The following is a 17,150-nucleotide window of genomic DNA, read 5'->3' on the forward strand; positions in this document are numbered from 1 at the left end:
TAAAGAATTTATAAAAAAATATTAAAATATTGAATAATAAAATTTTATTTACATATACTGGTTAAAAATAGGCTTTGCATCCATATGAAAGCATACTTACTTCTTAAATGATTCATACAAATAAAATAGCATAACAGTTAATTCTGTTACGCTATCATTAAATATAATCTTAAATTTTAAACTTACCAATTTCTAATTGTAAATCATCTGCCATTTGGTTCAGAATTTCTGCAGACTTAGCCACTTCAGACATAGAAACAGATTGTTCTTCAACAGAAGCTGTTACTTCTTCTGAAGCTGCAGCAGATTCCTCTGATACTGCAGAAATCTTTTCTATTGCCGAAACCATTTCTTCTTTATCTTGGTTGACAGCTTGAATAAAGTTAACCAACTCATCGATAATGGATGTGATTTTTTCTGTAGAGTGATGAATCTTATCAAATACTTGGTCTACAGAGACAACAGCAGTTTCCTGGTCTTTTGTTACCTTAAGCACTTCATTCATAGCTTCTGAAGTATTATGGCTTTCTGTTTGAAGGTCTTTAACAATGATTCTAATGTTATCAGCCGCCATAGAAGAGCCTTCTGCTAGCTTTCTTATTTCTTCTGCAACAACAGCAAATCCTCTACCGTGTTCACCGGCTCTAGCAGCCTCTATAGAAGCATTAAGGGCAAGCAGGTTTGTTTGATCAGCAATACTAGTGATAGTTTCTAAGATAACACCAATTTCACCAGTCTTAGATTCTAACATTCTAATTGCTGTATCTATCTTTGAAATAGACTCTGCATTTTCAGTTGATTGACTCTTTAATGTGCTCATAACAGTTAAACCATCTTTATTGGCTTCTTTAACTTCATCAGCTGCACCTGCCATGATTTCACTGTCTTTATTTAATACCTGTAATTTTTCAGAAAGGCCTACCATAAGAGTTGCTGAATGTTCAGCCTCTCCAGCCTGTTCACTCGCACCTAATGCAATTTCATCTACAGTACGAGCGATTTCTTCACTTGAAGCACTGACTTCTTCAGAACTTGCTGCAAGGTCTTGTGCCGACATAGAAACCTGCTCAGATACATGTTTACTTGCCTTAAGCATTTCAGAAAAATGATCCAACATGATATTAAAACTCTTGGCAATCGATCCAATTTCATCTTCTGTTAGAACGTCAGCTCTTACAGTTAAGTCACCTTCTTGCACTATCAAAATTGAAGATTCTAATGCTTTAATCGGCTTAATCAGATTTCTACCTAATAATATAGCTACAAAAACAGAAATCAAAACACCAACGCCTAATATAATATAAGATATGGCTCTAATAGGTCCTAATAAAACATTTACTTCAGACTGATTCATCGTTACAATAACAGTCCAGTCTAAGTACTCAATTTTTTTATAGACTGCAAATTTCTTTACACCTTCATATTTATATTCCACAATGCCTTCAGATTCTTTAGCCAAAGCTTCTTCAATCTCTTTTACTGGAAGATGCTGACCTATTAAGTCCGCATTATTATGCGTCATAATGATATTTTCACTATCTAATAATACAGGATAGCCTTCCTCACCTACCTTGATTTCTGAGAATGATTCTGAGAACACACCAAGATCAACGTCCATACCCATGACACCAATAAAGTTACCACCTAAATCATAAACTGGCTTAGAAATGGAGAATGTCACTTGACCTGTACCTAAATCTACATATGGTGCAGTATAATAAATATCATCTTTTTCTTTAGCTCCGATATACCAATCTCTAGTTCTTGCATCGAAGTCATCAGGTAAATCAAAGTCAATTGGAGATATTAAGTCACCTTTTTCAGTACCAATGTATAAGAGCTGTACTTCAGGGTGATCTTCTAAATATGTCCTAAACTCTTTTTTAATCCATATTGCTGCACTGGTATCAACTGATATCAACTTAACCTTATCACTTTCAGAGTAAATTGATACTGCTGTTTCAAGTGCTTCTAAATGATTTTCAATACCATATTCAATGGTCTTTACAATTTCTAAATTTGAACTCTCGTAGCCATACTTTACAACACCACTTGTTAACTTATTATTCATAACAGTTAAGAATAATAAAGGCAAGGTACTGATGGCCAATAAAATAACAATTAACTTAAACTTTAAACTCTTCTTCATCGTTCCTCCTTATATTACGAGTGAGGAGTATTCAATCACAAAAAATACGCCCTAGGCGCGTTGGCAGCCTGGCAATCGTAGATAATCCTTAGACCCATGGCTTTGCGTCCTAATCTTTCAATTAGTTTGCCTCAAATTCTAGTATATTTTCACTCAATTTACTACAGAATTATATAAATCTAAATTACATTATGCAAGTTAAATAAATGTAACATATAAAAAATTTGTTACTTTTACACAAGAAAGCCCTACTTTTAGACCATTTTATACACTCTCGCTTCATAAGGTTTATATAAAACATTCGAGGTCTCATATGAGGATAAGAGCATAATGTATTTTTTCATGGACAAACCAATATCTTTTGTTTTTTCCTCTAAATTGATGATGATCAAGTAAACATCTTTTCCCAACCTTCTTTCATATATCATGACACCCTTGTCATTTGCCTTATAAGGCACTGTCTTACCATATATCAATGTTTTGTGTTCTTTTCTAAACTGAATCATATTTTTATAGAAACTTAAAACTGAATCTTTTCTTAAAAGTTGATCTTCTACATTCACTTCCATATAGTCATCACTGTTTTTAATCCAAGGTGTGTGAATAGAAAATCCAGCGTTCTTTTCAGAAGACCAGGAGACTGGTAAACGTGCATTGTCTCTTGAAGCTTCATTTAACAGATCTATTACCGCCTCTTCAGATAAATCAGTTTCTCTAAGCTCATGATATTTATTGATACTTTCTATATCCCTAAACTGACTGATATGTTTAAAGTCAGGATTATTCATACCAATCTCTTGCCCCTGATAGATAAAAGGCGTACCTCTCATAGTAAGACTCAATAAGCCTAGCATCTTAGCAAGAGCAGCTTTATGTTTCTGATCTTTTAAAAGTTTCCCAAGCATTCTAGGGGTATCATGATTGTTCATGAAAAGTGTGTTCCAATATGGAGAACCTAGTTCTTGGTACTTAAACAAGGTATGTTTTAAATATTCTATATCATAAGGCTTTTGTTGCCATTTATCTCGTCCATGACTGTAAAGATGATCAAAATTGAAGATCATATTTAACTCATCTCTATTATCATGTGTAAAATACTTCATAAGTTCTATGCCGATACCAGGACATTCACCTACAGTCATGATATCTTTATCTTTAAAGGAAGCTCTATTAAGTTCTTGTAAGAAATCATGAACACGTGGTCCATACATATAGTGTTCAATACCAGTTAGGTTTGTCATCTTACCTAGACTTTCGTTGCCATCTGGTAGGCCTGTTTCTTTACTGATAAAATTAATGACGTCCAGTCTAAAACCATCTATACCCTTGTCTAACCACCAGTTAACCATCTGAAAGAGATCGTTTCTTACATCAGGATTGTCCCAGTTTAAATCTGGTTGCTTCTTTGAAAAAACATGTAGGTAGTAAGCTTCTCTGGATTCATCATATGTCCAAGCAGAACCACCGAACATAGACTGCCAATTGTTAGGCTTGTCTCTACATATATAATAATCTTGATAGATTTCATCATTGAGTCTAGAAAGTTTGAACCATTCATGTTCATCACTGGTATGATTGATCACAAGGTCCATAATCAGTTTCATACCCTTATTATGAACTTCTTCTAGAAGCAAATCAAAATCAGCCATTGTACCAAAATCGGATAGAATTTTCTTGTAGTTTCTTATGTCGTAGCCATTATCATCATTTGGGGAATCGTAAATGGGACTTAGCCAAATAACATCTACACCCAAGTCCTTAAGATACTCAAGCTTTTCTATGATACCCTTGATATCACCAATTCCATCACCATCACCATCTTTAAAGGACCTTGGATAAATCTGATAAACAACAGCTTCCTTCCACCAAATCTTTTTAAGCTTTCCTGTTGTATGATCGATACTTTCATCGTGATAATGATTCATCTTGTGACAAAGTGTTTCAAGTATGCTTGTATCCAGTCCCGGTATCCTAGCCAAAGACTTTAACTTCATCTGTTGGATGACTGGGTTGAATATCAAGTCATAATGATTGGCAATCTGCATCTCATTTAAGAGTGAAAAGAATAAGTCCTTGCCTATAGGATTATTCAGTACGTCCTTTATTTTACTATTTAAACCAAACATAAGCCCTCCTAAGAATATTGTACCCAAAGGAAGGCTTTTATAAAACACTTATTTATGATGCAACTATATTTTATGACTGGACAACCAAATATGGCCTGGACCTTCAAGCACAATGGACTTAAAATCCTCACCTTGAATCTTTATAGAGTCTGTCATGGCCATCAAGGCATCTTTGTCTATGCTAAGCCTAATATCAGCCTCCACTTGCTTGATTTGGATTTCTCCTAAACTATATAGGAATATTGAAGAGTCTTTAACATGAATCAAATCATGGTCGGTTTCCATATCGTGGCTAGAACAAAGAACTCTATTAGGATCTACGAGATAAGACCTTTTATTATCAAGTTTTCTAATCTCATTACACAAATGAACAGAAAAAATCATTTGACGGGTCCTGTCAAAAGTGTTCTTGAACTCAGTAAACTGAGTAGAATCCTTTTTTATGATGCTGTCCAAAAGTTCATGATAATCGGCATGAATTTTTATGCCCTTGTCTTTTGTGACGACTGATTTTATATCACCGAAAACCTTCTCGTTCTTTAATAAATTCACTTCTAGGTATTGCACTTCATTACCATGTATTTTATAATCCATAAGCCCCTCCTATATCAAGAATAGGAGAAGATATGCCTTTCTTCAATAAACCAGTGGTCACTTATTTCAGTCATCAGTCACTAAATCCAGCGGCTTAGGATAAGATAAGAGGTAGCCCTGTAAAAGATCACATGAAAGGTCTTCAAGCACTCTGGCCTCATCTTCTTTTTCAACACCTTCTGCTACAACCTTAAGGTGGTACTGCTTACCTAAGTTGATCATCATCTCTACAAGTTTTAAAACCTTTCTATCTAACAACATGGTATCAATAAATGATTTATCAATTTTTAGTTCCTGAATATTAAGGTGGGCAAGATATCTTAAGGATGAGTAACCTGAACCAAAATCATCTAATGAAATGGTAAAACCAAGAGTCACAAGTTCTTCTAAAATAAGCTCTACATGGTCAAGATTTTCTATCAATACTTCTTCAGTTATCTCAAATGTAATCTTTTGAGTAGGTATATGATGTTTCACCACCATGGACTTAATATGATCTGTAAAATCACCTGACAATAGATGTGAAGGTGAAATATTTATGGCTATTTTTATATCTTTACCAAAACATTTGCATATTTCATGGTAATTAGAAAAAACCTGACTGATGATCAGTTCGCCAAATGATTTAGCATAACCAAGTTGTTCAATAATTGGTATAAATGTATCAGGAGCAACTTGTCCTAAAACTTCATCCTTCCATCTTGCCAAGACTTCTACCCCTAAGAGCTTTCTCGTTTCAGCATGATGTTTTCCCTGAAATACGCAGTAGAACTTGCCTTTTTCAAGAGCCAGTTTGATTCTTTCCTTTAATAGTTCTTCTTTAAATACAAGTTCCTCCAAAGCGTCATCATAAATGATGCTTCGATCTTTATCGTTGGCTTTTGAATGTGACAAGGCAAGCCTAGTACGATGGATAACAGAATCAAAGGTATCACCTGAACGACTTTGTACAATTACTGTATGAAAATCAATTTTTTTGGTCATGTTCTTCATATTGAACTTAATTTCAAAGTTCTTTTTGAAATCATCAATCCATTTAGATATGTTATCATCTGATTCATTTTCCAGCCAGATGATGAACTCACTGCCGCTCATTCTTGCAACCAAAGCCTTGTGATCAAAGTCCTTTAAAAGCGTGGCAACAATCATCAGAACCTGATCACCAATTTTATCGCTGTATATGGAGTTAATCAAATGCAGGTTTCTAACATTAAAAACAACTAAATAGCCGCCGATGTTATTTTCTAATCTCGCCTTTACCTCTATCTCAAATAAGTTCATATTCATAAAGCCAGTCAAGCTGTCGAAGTAGGCCAACTCATATATTTTATCTATACTACTTTCTAGTTCACTGATATTTTCAAATAAATAGTCTCTGATTGAATAAATCATCAAATGAATAATTAATAAGTATAGTATCAAAACAAAAAATTGAATGATCCATAAGGATATTTCATCTAGTACATGAGTATCTGTCGGATTAAATATGGCTATTATATATAGGGATATGTAGGCAAGCACTGTGAAAATCCCCAGTCCTATGCTCTTGTTTCTTGGTAAAAACAATGTCGCTAAAGCATTGGAAATCATAAAGAGTGCAATACCGGCACTTTCAAACCCACCATCTATAAAAGATAAATAACCTATTATAAAAGGAATGACCAATGTGACACGCATTTTAAACTCATCACTGATTTGCCTTCTCATAATGGACATGTAGGCAAATACAGCGCCCATTGCGAAATCTAAATATACAAAAAATTTATCAAAATCTGCGTAAAACAGAATAATTGCAGTACAAAAACAAACCAAACTTCCTAGTGGCATGATTCTATCAAAATGTTTCTCAACCCGTCTTAAAATCAAATTATTATAGTCTTTTTTCATATCATCACCACTATAATAATACCCAAGAAGTTTTTAACTAAAACTAAAAGGCGCAAATGCGCCTTTAAATATATGATTTTGTCACCGACTCATCTGATTTCACAATATCACAAGGTTTACCTTCAAATAAGAGATAACCCCCTTGACTACCGCCTTTTGGTCCAAGTTCTATTAAATGGTCAGCAGATTTTAACATGTCCATATGGTGGTCAATAACAATTAAAGTATTATCCTCATCTACAATGGCATTGAAAAGGTGTATTAACTTACGTACATCATATAGATGCAGACCATCTGTTGGTTCATCTAAAACATAAACTTGACCCTTTTGATTCAACTTGGAGGCCAGCTTAATTCTTTGGAGTTCACCACCAGATAAGGTAGACATGGACTGGTTTAAATGAAGATAGCCCAGTCCAACTTTTTCCAAGTCATTGAGTCGTCCTATAATAAAAGCATCGTCAAAGAAATCAATGGCCTCGTTTACCGAAAGATCAAACACTTGAGCTATGGAATGGGATTTATACTTGTATTCTAGAACTTGATTATTATATCTCTTACCATTACAGGATTCACAAACCGATTCAATTTGGTCCATAAAACCCATTTCAGTTGTAATAATGCCTTTTCCTTTACATACAGGACATGCACCTTTTGCATTAAAAGAGAAATAGGAAATGTTCTTACCCGTCTCTTTAGCATACAACTTTCTTACTGCATCTGATATACCCATATAAGTTGCAGGTGTAGAACGGCTATTTGCACCAATAGACTTTTGAGAGATAAAAACATAATTCTTTTCAAGCTGATCTAAAATACAAGAAGCCAAAGAAGATTTACCAGATCCCGCCACACCTGCAATCAGGGTCCAAACACCTCTTGGTATTTCCAAACTGATGTTTTTTAAGTTATGATGGGATAAGTCTCTTAGTGAAATAAAGTCCTTTGATTCTCTAAGGTTTTCTTTGAAGGTAAAATTGTCCTTTAACATTTTACTTGTGATGGTATCCGCTTCTAATAAAGCCTTATAAGGCCCTTCATACATGACATAGCCACCCTTTTCTCCCCCTACAGGGCCCATATCAATAACATGGTCAGCCATTTGAATGATGCCTGGATGGTGTTCTACCATCATAATGGTATTGCCTCTGTCTCTCAATTTTTCAATAGAAGACTTTAAGTTGAATATATCATGCTGGTGTAAACCAACACTGGGTTCATCTAGAACATAAACCACATCAGTAAGAGCTGAGTTGATATACTTTGATATCTTAACGCGCTGGGCTTCTCCACCTGATAAAGTACCCATGCCTCTTTCTAAAGTTAAATAAGATAAACCTACATCAATAAGAGGTTGCAACCTCTTGTTTATTTCATCAACAATGGGGTCAGCCAATGGATCTTTTAAACCATGAAGAAAAGATTTGATTTCTGGGATCGGAAGAGCCAAAATATCACTGATACTTTTGTCATTTATCTTACATGAACGAATGGTGTCATTAAGTCTTGTACCATGACAAGATTCACAAACACGAGTGGTCACCATGGTATCTAAAAGTTTCTTATGTCTTTTACCTTCTTTTGTGTAAATGATAGACCTGTACATTCTAGGATAGATACCTTCGAACTTGGCAGACTTCGGCCAGTTGGATGGTGGATCTTTTAGCTTGACTTGGGGAGAATGTAAAAAAAGCTCTAATTCTTCCTCCGAATAATCTTTTATTTTTTTATTCAAATCAAATAAACCGCTGTTGGCATAACGTTTCCATCGCCATGCCCCTGTAGTAAAGGCAGGAAAGTTGATTACACCTTCATCATTAAGACATTTATTAAAATCAACCAGCTTATGAATATCTAATTTGGTAACTTCACCTAAGCCTTCACATTCACTACATCTCCCCTTAGGATGATTAAATGAAAAAACATCTGAATAACCTACAAATGGTTTACCCACACGTGAGAACAAAAGTCTTAGAAAGGCATTGATATCTGTATAAGTACCTATTGTCGACCGGCTTGAATTACTTGGTTTTTTTTGATCTAAAATCATTGTTACAGGTAGATTTTCAATGATACCAACATTTGGACGACCATACTTAGGTAAATACTGCTGAACAAAGCTTGGGAAGGTATCATTTAATTCCCTTCTAGATTCTGCTGCAATTGTATCCATACATAAAGAAGATTTGCCAGAACCTGATACACCAGTAAAAACTGTGATTTTATTTTTGGGAATTTCTACATCCACATGTTTAAGATTGTGTTCATATGCGTCTTTTACTATAATCTTCATTTTGCCTCCACAAGAAATTGGATGGTAGAATTCCAATAATTCATGTCATAAAACTTGTTGTATAAATTGTCAATCAAAAGTTTTGGGCCTAACAAACGATAGCCCAAATCATTTACCATCTGCATGGCCTCTTTTTCGTGTTTCTCCAAATCCTCATCATTTTTATAAGATACCTGAAAAGAAAAGTACTTACCGCCAGGTATGGTCATCTCAGTTAAGTTATGACTTGGATGTTCTCCTTGATAAAAGAAGCCATAAATAACTTCCTTATCTGTAAACTCTACAATTTCATAATTGTAATTGAGATAATCTATCTCATATTCTCTTGTTATATCATAAATCTGACGGATGTTAGCATTCACCATATTAAAACCTTTTATTACATGTATGGTTCTTTCCTCATAGTCTTCTACCGTATAGCCACTATGAAACTCTTTATAAGTAGCAAGTCTTTTTTCAATATCAATTTTTTTGACTTGCAGCTGTTGTATTTCACTGGTGATCTTTTTATGTGCCTTGTCCAGATAATAGGCATAATCAAAAGTAGGTTTGTTTATGACTTCCTTAATTTCCTTTAAAGACATCCCCATCTTCTTGAATAAAAGAATCATTTCTAATCTATCTACTTCTTTAAATCCATATTCACTGTAACCGTTAGAATCTACTACTACATCTAATAAACCCTTTTTCTCATAAAAGCGAATTTGAGATTTTTGAATACCCAAAAGAGATGCTACTTCACCCTTAGTTAATTTATTTGACATTTTTCCTCCAAAAAGACTTGACTGTGAACTAAGTTCATACCTTATGATACATTATAGATTATCAGAAAGGAAGTATTATGAATAACATTCAACTAGGAAATGACAATATAAAAAAGATATTTTGGATGTATGCAATTCCATCCGTTTTATCAATGATCGCTCAAACTACAGCAACTATGATAGATTCCATATTTATTGGAAGATATGTAGGCTCTTCTGGCCTATCTGCAATCACAATATTCTTTCCACTAATCGGTATTGTTATTGGTATAGCATCCATGTTTTCCATAGGTGGTACAACATTAGCGGGTATAGAGCTTGGGAAAAAGAATCTAGAAAAGTCCAATAACTATTTTAACGTAACCCTGGCTATATCACTTATATTGAGTATTACATTCACCGTTCTTATTCAGTTGACTTTACCCTACCTATTAAAGCTTCAGAATATAGATCTAAAAACAACACAACAAATCATGGACTATGGTGGTACCATCAGCTGGTTCTTTCTATTCTTTATGATGAACTTTGCATTGACCTTCTTTTTAAAGTTAGATGGTAAACCAATTTTGGTCGTGGCTACCATGATCTCTGGTACCGTCATCAACATACTTTTAGATTATTTATTTATTGCTAAAATGGGTCTGGAGTTAAGAGGTGCTGCACTTGCAACTGGCATGTCGCAATTGATACCATTTATCGTATTGATTGTTTACACTTTTTCTAAGTCCAACTGGAAGATAAAAAAGCCTGTCTTTCACTTTCATGAAATCAAACAGATTGCCTTCAATGGTTCTTCTGAACTACTAAGTCAGTCAGCAGTTTCAATAGCAGGCCTTATCATCAATGCCATGATCATTACTAGAGTTGGTGTTATTGGTCTTGCAGGTTATGCAGTGTCACAGCAAATAGCCTCAATAGCTGGTTCTTTGGGTTATGGCTTTGCTGAGTCCAACCAAGCAGCACTCAGTTACAACTATGGTGCCAACTTAAGAGACAGGGTGGATGCTTTAAGAAACTACACATTGAAGGCAAATATTATAACAGGTATCATCTTGTTTTTGCTTGCAAACATTTTCTCATATGAAGTCTCATCCTTATTTGTAAAAGAACCTGAGACCATAGAAATGTCTGTCAGAATACTTAAGTATTTCTCTTATGCCTTTATCTTCATGGGTGCAAACATCACAATAGGCACCTATTATACAGCTATCAATGATCCTATACTATCTGGAGGTATCACACTATTTAGATCTTTCATAGCTCTACTAGTCGGTTTAGCCATTTTGCCTGCTATATTTGGCAACAATGGTATATGGATGAGTATAGTATTTAGAGAAATTGTAACCATTATTGCTGGTACAGTTTTACTGTTTATGAAACCTTACGGCTTAATTAGAGGTAGACAAATAAAAAACGCCGCATAAAAAAATAAGATACCTCGTGTATCTTATTTTAGTTTATCTACTATATAAGCTGAGTATTTAAAATCAACATTCATGATGTGTTTGAATATCCATGAGGAAATAAACTTGATCAAATCTCTTAGGGACGCCTTTTGATTCTCAGCAATCTCTGTAAAGTTAATTTCCATTAAATAAGTCATAAAAGATTCATGTTCCTTTATGTGTTCATCAAGTTCTAGATATTCATAAGTTTTCATAAGCTGTTCTTCTTGTAGAAAATGATACTTGGTATATTCCATAAGCTTGCTGATACAATCAACTATGTCATCTAGAATATCATCGTCTCTATTAAGTAAATTTTCTAAAGTTCCTGCGATTTCAAATAGTTTTTTATGTTGTTCATCCACCAAAGGAATATGAACAGAATATTCATCTTGCCACTTAAACATTTGCACCACCTTTCTAATTAATTAATTAATGCCCGAATATGGTCCTTATTAAACAGAAATCACCATTTTGTTATATATGAATGGAAAAACCCGAACGTACACCTATGATAATCGTTTTCCTATAAATACCTTTAATTCATTGTGTGTAATTTACAACCACATTCGATTCGTTTGTGTTTACTTTACGAAAGTATGGGTATATAGGACCCAATAACCCGAATAATAAAATTTTATATTGATTTAATATTCGGGTTTGATATAATACTCATGTGTTAAAGATTTATAGGAGGACTTATTCATGTTTGAAAGATTATTTAAACTTAAAGAACACAAAACAACAGTAAGAACAGAGATTATGGCAGGTATCACAACCTTCATGACTATGGCTTACATATTAATTGTTAACCCTGACATGTTATCAACTACTGGTATGGATGCAGGTGCAGTATTTACTGCTACAGCACTCTCTGCTGTGATTGGTACATTGGTTATGGCTTTTGCAGCTAATCTACCATTTGCCTTAGCACCAGGTATGGGTCTGAACGCATTCTTTGCTTTCACAGTATGCGGTATCATGGGTTACAGCTGGCAGTTTGCTTTAACTGCAGTTTTATTAGAAGGTATCATCTTCATTGCACTTACATTCTTAAATGTAAGAGAGGCAATTATCAATGCTATTCCAATGAACTTAAAGCATGCCATTTCAGTAGGTATTGGTTTGTTTATATCATTAATTGGTTTAAACAGTGCAGGTATTGTATCAACTGGTAAATTCCACATCGGTGATGGTCAATTAGGTGGTCTTATTGTTCAATTAGGTGAAATCACTTCACCATCAGCCCTTGTAGCATTATTCGGTATTGTTCTAATTGGTGTTTTACTGGCTAAAAACGTTAAAGGTGCTATCTTGATTGGTGTTTTAGCTTCAACAATTGTTGGTATCCCATTTGGTGTAACTGATTTATCAAGTATTCAATTTAATGGTTTCTTACCACCATCATTATCACCAATCTTATTTAAGTTTGATTTTTCAAATATTTTTTCTTTAGATATGTTCATAGTACTGATGACATTCTTATTTGTTGATATGTTTGATACAGTTGGTACACTAGTTGGTGTATCAAGTAAGGCTGGTTTATTAGATGCTGAAGGTCGTGTACCGAATGCCAAACAAGCTTTATTAGCAGATGCTGTTGGAACAACATTTGGTGCTTGTATCGGTACATCTACAGTAACAACTTACGTCGAGTCTGCATCAGGTGTTGCAGAAGGTGGTAGAACTGGTTTAACAGCTCTATCTACTGCAGCAATGTTCTTTATTGCATTGTTCTTAGCACCAATCTTCTTAGTGGTACCATCAGCAGCAACAGCACCTGCACTTGTAATCGTTGGCTTGTTCATGATGTCACCTATTAAGGAAATCGACTTCTCAGACTTTACAGAAGCATTACCAGCATTCTTAACATTAGTTATGATGCCACTTTCATACTCTATCGCAGATGGCATCATCTTCGGTGTTGTATCGTATGTACTTCTTAAAGTGTTTACAGGTAGATACAAAGAAGCGCCAATCTTAACATACATTTTGGCAGCATTATTTATTTTAGATATTATGTTCTTGAAGTAAGACATAGCGAAAGGATATCCCACACCGTGGATATCCTTTTTTTAGTGTCTATTTAAAATAGTTTGCTCATCATTATGAATGGTTTCGTTTACCATATCTAATAAAACCTTTGGGTTATATTGATGGTCATAATCTCTATTGATATGCATGAGTTGCTGTGAAGATAGATGTCTAACATCTACAGTTGAAGTACCTAGTTCTAATTCTAGTTCGATTTTTCTAGCCTTCATATTAATGAGTTCATGAATAGTTCTATTCATAACCTCACCTCCTTATGGTCTATATACCCTAAATAAAAGAAAAAAAGCAGAAAATCTGCTTTTTAAATAACTTCTTCTGTTGATACAAGATCCATATCATTTCTACGATACATTTCATTGGATTCAACTGAATAGAAATGAGCTTGACCATTCGGTGTGTTGTAGCCATTTTCATATAGAATCCTTGATTTACCAATCGGCCAATAAGAATCATTGTTGATGTTATCACTTGCATGAAGGTACTCAGGTATAGACTTACCAATATGCTCTAGTATGTATTCATCATCAAAGTAATCTTGGCTGTTAAATACACGAATAATCTCTTGTATTTGCTCAATATTTGTCATTTCTGTACGAGGACTGATTGCGCTTCTTACATATTGAACACGTCTATCCTGGCTTGTCATAGTACCATCTGTTTCAGCATGTGATGGCGATGGCATAACCACATCAGCATATTCTAGAAGCACAGAGTAGTATTCGCCTTGTACCATAATAAACTCAAGGGTATCCGCTAAATCTACCGTTAAGTTGTCATCCATGATGATCAAACCTCGAACATGGCCATTAGCAATTTTTTCATTCAGCTCAGATGTATTCATATTGACGCCCATATCAACCATACCTTGAGTATTTCCATCTTCTCTTAATTGGATAATACCATTTCTAGGTCTACCGATATGTCCTGACATAACCGCAATTTCAGCGACTAAAACCATCGCATCGTCTGATAACTTGGCTCTGTCTGCAACAAACATAACATTCTTTTTAGAAAGTATCTCTTTTGCAACATGTTCAGCATCTGCAGATATCTTAAGATCAGATAAAGATTCTCTAAGTGCTTCAACACCTTCTCCAGTGTTGTAACCCGTCTTTTCTAGTATATATTTCGCAATACCTTTTAAAAGGTTTAAATCTTCTTCATAATAACAAGCAGTTGCCCATTGATCTTCTTGAGTCTTTTCATCACCAATGACAATCATGTCCACACCTTTTTGTGCAGCCTTTTTAATTCTTACACCAAGAACAGGTTGTGTCTCCATAATTGACGTCCCAACAGTAACAATCATATCTGTGTATTCAAGCTCTGTTACAACATTAGACGATACATCATAACCCAAGACATCCTTTAGACCCTTTTGATATCCTTTATTGGCATAAATATTCTCAGTTTTAAAAGTTTCATTGGCCATTTTCTTTGCAAGATATATGGTCTCATTAAAATACTTACCTGATACGATTGTTGCCATTGAATTATCGCCATATCTTAAATTGATAGACTGAGCCTTTCTAGCGATGTACAAGATAGCCTCATCCCATGAAACTTCCTCTAGAACGCCATTTTTTCTAACCATAGGCTTTCTGATACGTCTTTGGTTTTGTTGTAGTACAAGGTCAAATCGTCCTTTTTTACATAAAAGACCCTTATTAATAGAATCAGTTGCCTTAGGAAGCGATCTTAAAAGCATAGCACCCTTTGACTCCAGTTCAATGGAACAGCCCAAACCACATTGGTTACAGATTGTTTCAGTTAAATCTCCCTTTAAAGGTACTGGCTTTTGAACCAGAACTTTTTCCTGTAAGGCGCCTGTCGGACAAACATGAACACATTGACCACAAGAGATACAGTCAGTATCTGATAAAGACTTGTTAAATGCAGGTTGCACTGTTGCAGAAAAACCACGATTTGCAAAACCTAAAATACCTTGATCCATGACTTCTTCACAAATACGTACACACATACCACATAGGATACACTTGTTAGGGTCTTTGGTAAAATAGAAGTGTTCATCATCCATTGGAAGCGACTTCTTTTCACCATCAAATCTAACTGGCTCTACATCATATTCATTAGAATATGAGAACAAGTCACATTCAAAAGCATCCATACAACCACATTCAAGACATCTGTTTGATTCAGAAACAACTTCTTTTTCTGTAAATCCATGCACAACTTCTTCGAAATTGTGAATTCTTAATTCAGGATCCTCATGTGACATATGAGAACGTTCTTGACGTGAGATGTGTTTAAGGTCCTCAGAAGTTACATCCTTTTTAACCGTATAAAGTGGTGAATGTACAATGAAATCACCCTTCAAATATTTTTCAATCACTTCAGAAGCATGTTTTCCATCAGCAATGGCCTGGATGGCAATACCAGCACCATCGTTTACAGCATCACCACCGGCAAAAACACCGTCTAAGTTTGTCATAAACTGGTCATTTACAGAAATGTTACCACGCTCATTTAAACCAATTTCCTCAAAACCTTCTGGCATTAATCTCTGTCCAACTGACATGATAACTGAATCTACTGATAATATTTCCTCTTCTCCAGTTGGCTCAACACCACGTCTACCTGAAGCATCCATGTCTGTTTGTCTCATCTTTTGTAAACGAATATGAGTGACCTTACCTGTTTCATCCGAGATAAACTCTGTTGGATTAGATAAGAACTTAAATACTACGCCTTCTTCTTCTGCTTCTTCTATTTCTACATCTACTGCAGGCATATCTGCCTTAGTTCTTCTGTAGATGGCATAAACTTCTTTTGCACCCAATCTAATGGCCGTACGACAAGCATCCATAGCCGTGTTACCACCACCGATTACCGCTATCTTGTTACCAGTTCTTACAGGCTTGTTGATGGCAAATTTATTTAAGAATTCTATACCACCAATAATCCCCTTTGAATCTATACCTGGACATCTTAGGTAAGATGACTTCCAAGCACCTATCGAAACATAGACAGCATCAAAGTGATTTCTTACATGTTCTAGTGTCATATCTCGACCAATTCTAGTATTTGGGATAAGCTTAACACCCATGGCTTCTATTAATGCAATTTCTTGCTGTAATACATCTTTAGGCAGTCTATAAAGTGGAATACCGTATTTAAGCATACCACCAAACTCAGGCATGGCTTCATAAACAGCCACATCATGACCTTGTTTTCTTAAAAAGTAAGCTGCAGATAAGCCACCCGGACCACCACCAATAACAGCAACGCGCTTACCAGTTGTTTCGCTGACCTCAGGCATGTATGGCTTGTCTGATTGTAAATCCAAGTCGGCAACATATCTTTTAATCCAGGCGATTGAAATAGAATCCTCTACTTTACCTCTTCTACAGTTGGTTTGACAAGGATGCGGACAGACTCTACCGATGCTTGCAGGTAGTGGTAAGTCTTCCTTAATAAGCTTTAAGGCTTCTTCATATTCCTTGTTGGCTGTTAAACCTACATAACCTTGGATATCAACATTAGATGGACAGTTTAACATACAAGGTGCTTTACAATCACCCTCATGATCTGAAAGCATCAGCTCTAAAGTTGTTTTTCTTGAAGCTCTAATTCTATCAGAGTTGGTCTTTATAACCATGCCGTCGCTGATTTGAGTAGAACAAGATCTAATCAATCTTGGGCTGTTTTCTATTTCAACAACACACATACCACATGAACCATAATGCTTTAACTTGTCATCATGACACAATGTTGGTATTTCAAAGCCATTATCTCTTGCAACTTCCAATATTGTATAGCCTGCGTGGCAATTAATTTCCACACCATTTATATTAACTCTTATTTGTGACATGAATC

At 35.1% G+C, this 17,150-nt stretch carries 11 protein-coding genes and 1 riboswitch; of the genes, 2 read left to right on the top strand and 9 right to left on the bottom strand.

Annotated elements, in window-relative coordinates:
* Positions 1–169: 169 nt before the first annotated feature.
* The 6 genes from EZV73_RS19920 to EZV73_RS19945 all read right to left on the bottom strand — a co-directional run bounded on the left by EZV73_RS19920 (position 170) and on the right by EZV73_RS19945 (position 9,813).
* Entirely contained in the window at positions 170–2,149 is a 1,980-nt protein-coding gene (locus EZV73_RS19920) for a methyl-accepting chemotaxis protein (RefSeq protein ID WP_240842184.1), read from the bottom strand.
* Positions 2,150–2,208: 59 nt separating this feature from the next.
* Positions 2,209–2,290, bottom strand: a riboswitch (cyclic di-GMP riboswitch).
* Between the two features lie 113 nt (positions 2,291–2,403).
* Entirely contained in the window at positions 2,404–4,275 is a 1,872-nt protein-coding gene (locus tag EZV73_RS19925; protein WP_240842185.1) for an alpha-glucosidase, read from the bottom strand.
* 63 nt (positions 4,276–4,338) lie between these two features.
* Positions 4,339–4,869: an AIM24 family protein gene (locus EZV73_RS19930; protein ID WP_240842186.1), complete on the bottom strand. Its 531-nt coding sequence runs from the start codon at positions 4,867–4,869 to the stop codon at positions 4,339–4,341.
* Between the two features lie 66 nt (positions 4,870–4,935).
* Positions 4,936–6,756, bottom strand: a complete 1,821-nt coding sequence (locus tag EZV73_RS19935; protein WP_240842187.1) for a bifunctional diguanylate cyclase/phosphodiesterase — start codon at positions 6,754–6,756, stop codon at positions 4,936–4,938.
* Between the two features lie 64 nt (positions 6,757–6,820).
* Positions 6,821–9,049: an excinuclease ABC subunit UvrA gene (locus tag EZV73_RS19940; protein WP_240842188.1), complete on the bottom strand. Its 2,229-nt coding sequence runs from the start codon at positions 9,047–9,049 to the stop codon at positions 6,821–6,823.
* Entirely contained in the window at positions 9,046–9,813 is a 768-nt protein-coding gene (locus tag EZV73_RS19945; protein ID WP_240842189.1) for a MerR family transcriptional regulator, read from the bottom strand. Before EZV73_RS19945 ends, EZV73_RS19940 begins: the two co-directional genes overlap by 4 nt.
* Before the next feature lie 77 nt (positions 9,814–9,890).
* On the opposite strand from EZV73_RS19945, the gene EZV73_RS19950 reads away from it, so the two are divergent.
* Positions 9,891–11,237 (top strand): MATE family efflux transporter, encoded by a 1,347-nt coding sequence (locus EZV73_RS19950; protein WP_240842190.1) that lies wholly within the window; start codon positions 9,891–9,893, stop codon positions 11,235–11,237.
* Positions 11,238–11,260: 23 nt separating this feature from the next.
* Here EZV73_RS19950 and EZV73_RS19955 read toward each other — a convergent pair whose 3' ends face one another.
* On the bottom strand, positions 11,261–11,665 hold the full coding sequence (locus EZV73_RS19955) for a bacteriohemerythrin (protein WP_240842191.1): 405 nt from the start codon (positions 11,663–11,665) through the stop codon (positions 11,261–11,263).
* 298 nt (positions 11,666–11,963) lie between these two features.
* Here EZV73_RS19955 and EZV73_RS19960 point away from each other — a divergent pair, with 298 nt between their 5' ends.
* Positions 11,964–13,292 carry an NCS2 family permease gene (locus EZV73_RS19960; protein ID WP_240842192.1) on the top strand — a complete coding sequence of 443 codons (1,329 nt, stop codon included), beginning with the start codon at positions 11,964–11,966 and terminating at the stop codon, positions 13,290–13,292.
* A 41-nt stretch (positions 13,293–13,333) separates the two neighbouring features.
* Here the strand turns inward: EZV73_RS19960 and EZV73_RS19965 are convergent, their stop codons facing one another.
* Entirely contained in the window at positions 13,334–13,552 is a 219-nt protein-coding gene (locus EZV73_RS19965; protein WP_240842193.1) for a hypothetical protein, read from the bottom strand.
* A gap of 62 nt (positions 13,553–13,614) precedes the next feature.
* The gene (locus tag EZV73_RS19970) at positions 13,615–17,145 is read right to left on the bottom strand and encodes a molybdopterin-dependent oxidoreductase (protein WP_240842194.1); all 3,531 of its coding nucleotides are present in this window, start codon (positions 17,143–17,145) and stop codon (positions 13,615–13,617) included.
* Positions 17,146–17,150 lie beyond the last annotated feature (5 nt).

The organism is Acidaminobacter sp. JC074 (assembly GCF_022496765.1).
Classification (GTDB): domain Bacteria; phylum Bacillota; class Clostridia; order Peptostreptococcales; family Acidaminobacteraceae; genus JABXKX01.

Excerpts from the sequence above, each read along its gene's own strand:
- EZV73_RS19920 (WP_240842184.1), bottom strand. The coding sequence starts at position 2,149 with ATGAAGAAGAGTTTAAAGTTTAAGTTAATTGTTATTTTATTGGCCATC.
- EZV73_RS19925 (WP_240842185.1), bottom strand. The coding sequence starts at position 4,275 with ATGTTTGGTTTAAATAGTAAAATAAAGGACGTACTGAATAATCCTATA.
- EZV73_RS19930 (WP_240842186.1), bottom strand. The coding sequence starts at position 4,869 with ATGGATTATAAAATACATGGTAATGAAGTGCAATACCTAGAAGTGAAT.
- EZV73_RS19935 (WP_240842187.1), bottom strand. The coding sequence starts at position 6,756 with ATGAAAAAAGACTATAATAATTTGATTTTAAGACGGGTTGAGAAACAT.
- EZV73_RS19940 (WP_240842188.1), bottom strand. The coding sequence starts at position 9,049 with ATGAAGATTATAGTAAAAGACGCATATGAACACAATCTTAAACATGTG.
- EZV73_RS19945 (WP_240842189.1), bottom strand. The coding sequence starts at position 9,813 with ATGTCAAATAAATTAACTAAGGGTGAAGTAGCATCTCTTTTGGGTATT.
- EZV73_RS19950 (WP_240842190.1), top strand. The coding sequence starts at position 9,891 with ATGAATAACATTCAACTAGGAAATGACAATATAAAAAAGATATTTTGG.
- EZV73_RS19955 (WP_240842191.1), bottom strand. The coding sequence starts at position 11,665 with ATGTTTAAGTGGCAAGATGAATATTCTGTTCATATTCCTTTGGTGGAT.
- EZV73_RS19960 (WP_240842192.1), top strand. The coding sequence starts at position 11,964 with ATGTTTGAAAGATTATTTAAACTTAAAGAACACAAAACAACAGTAAGA.
- EZV73_RS19965 (WP_240842193.1), bottom strand. The coding sequence starts at position 13,552 with ATGAATAGAACTATTCATGAACTCATTAATATGAAGGCTAGAAAAATC.
- EZV73_RS19970 (WP_240842194.1), bottom strand. The coding sequence starts at position 17,145 with ATGTCACAAATAAGAGTTAATATAAATGGTGTGGAAATTAATTGCCAC.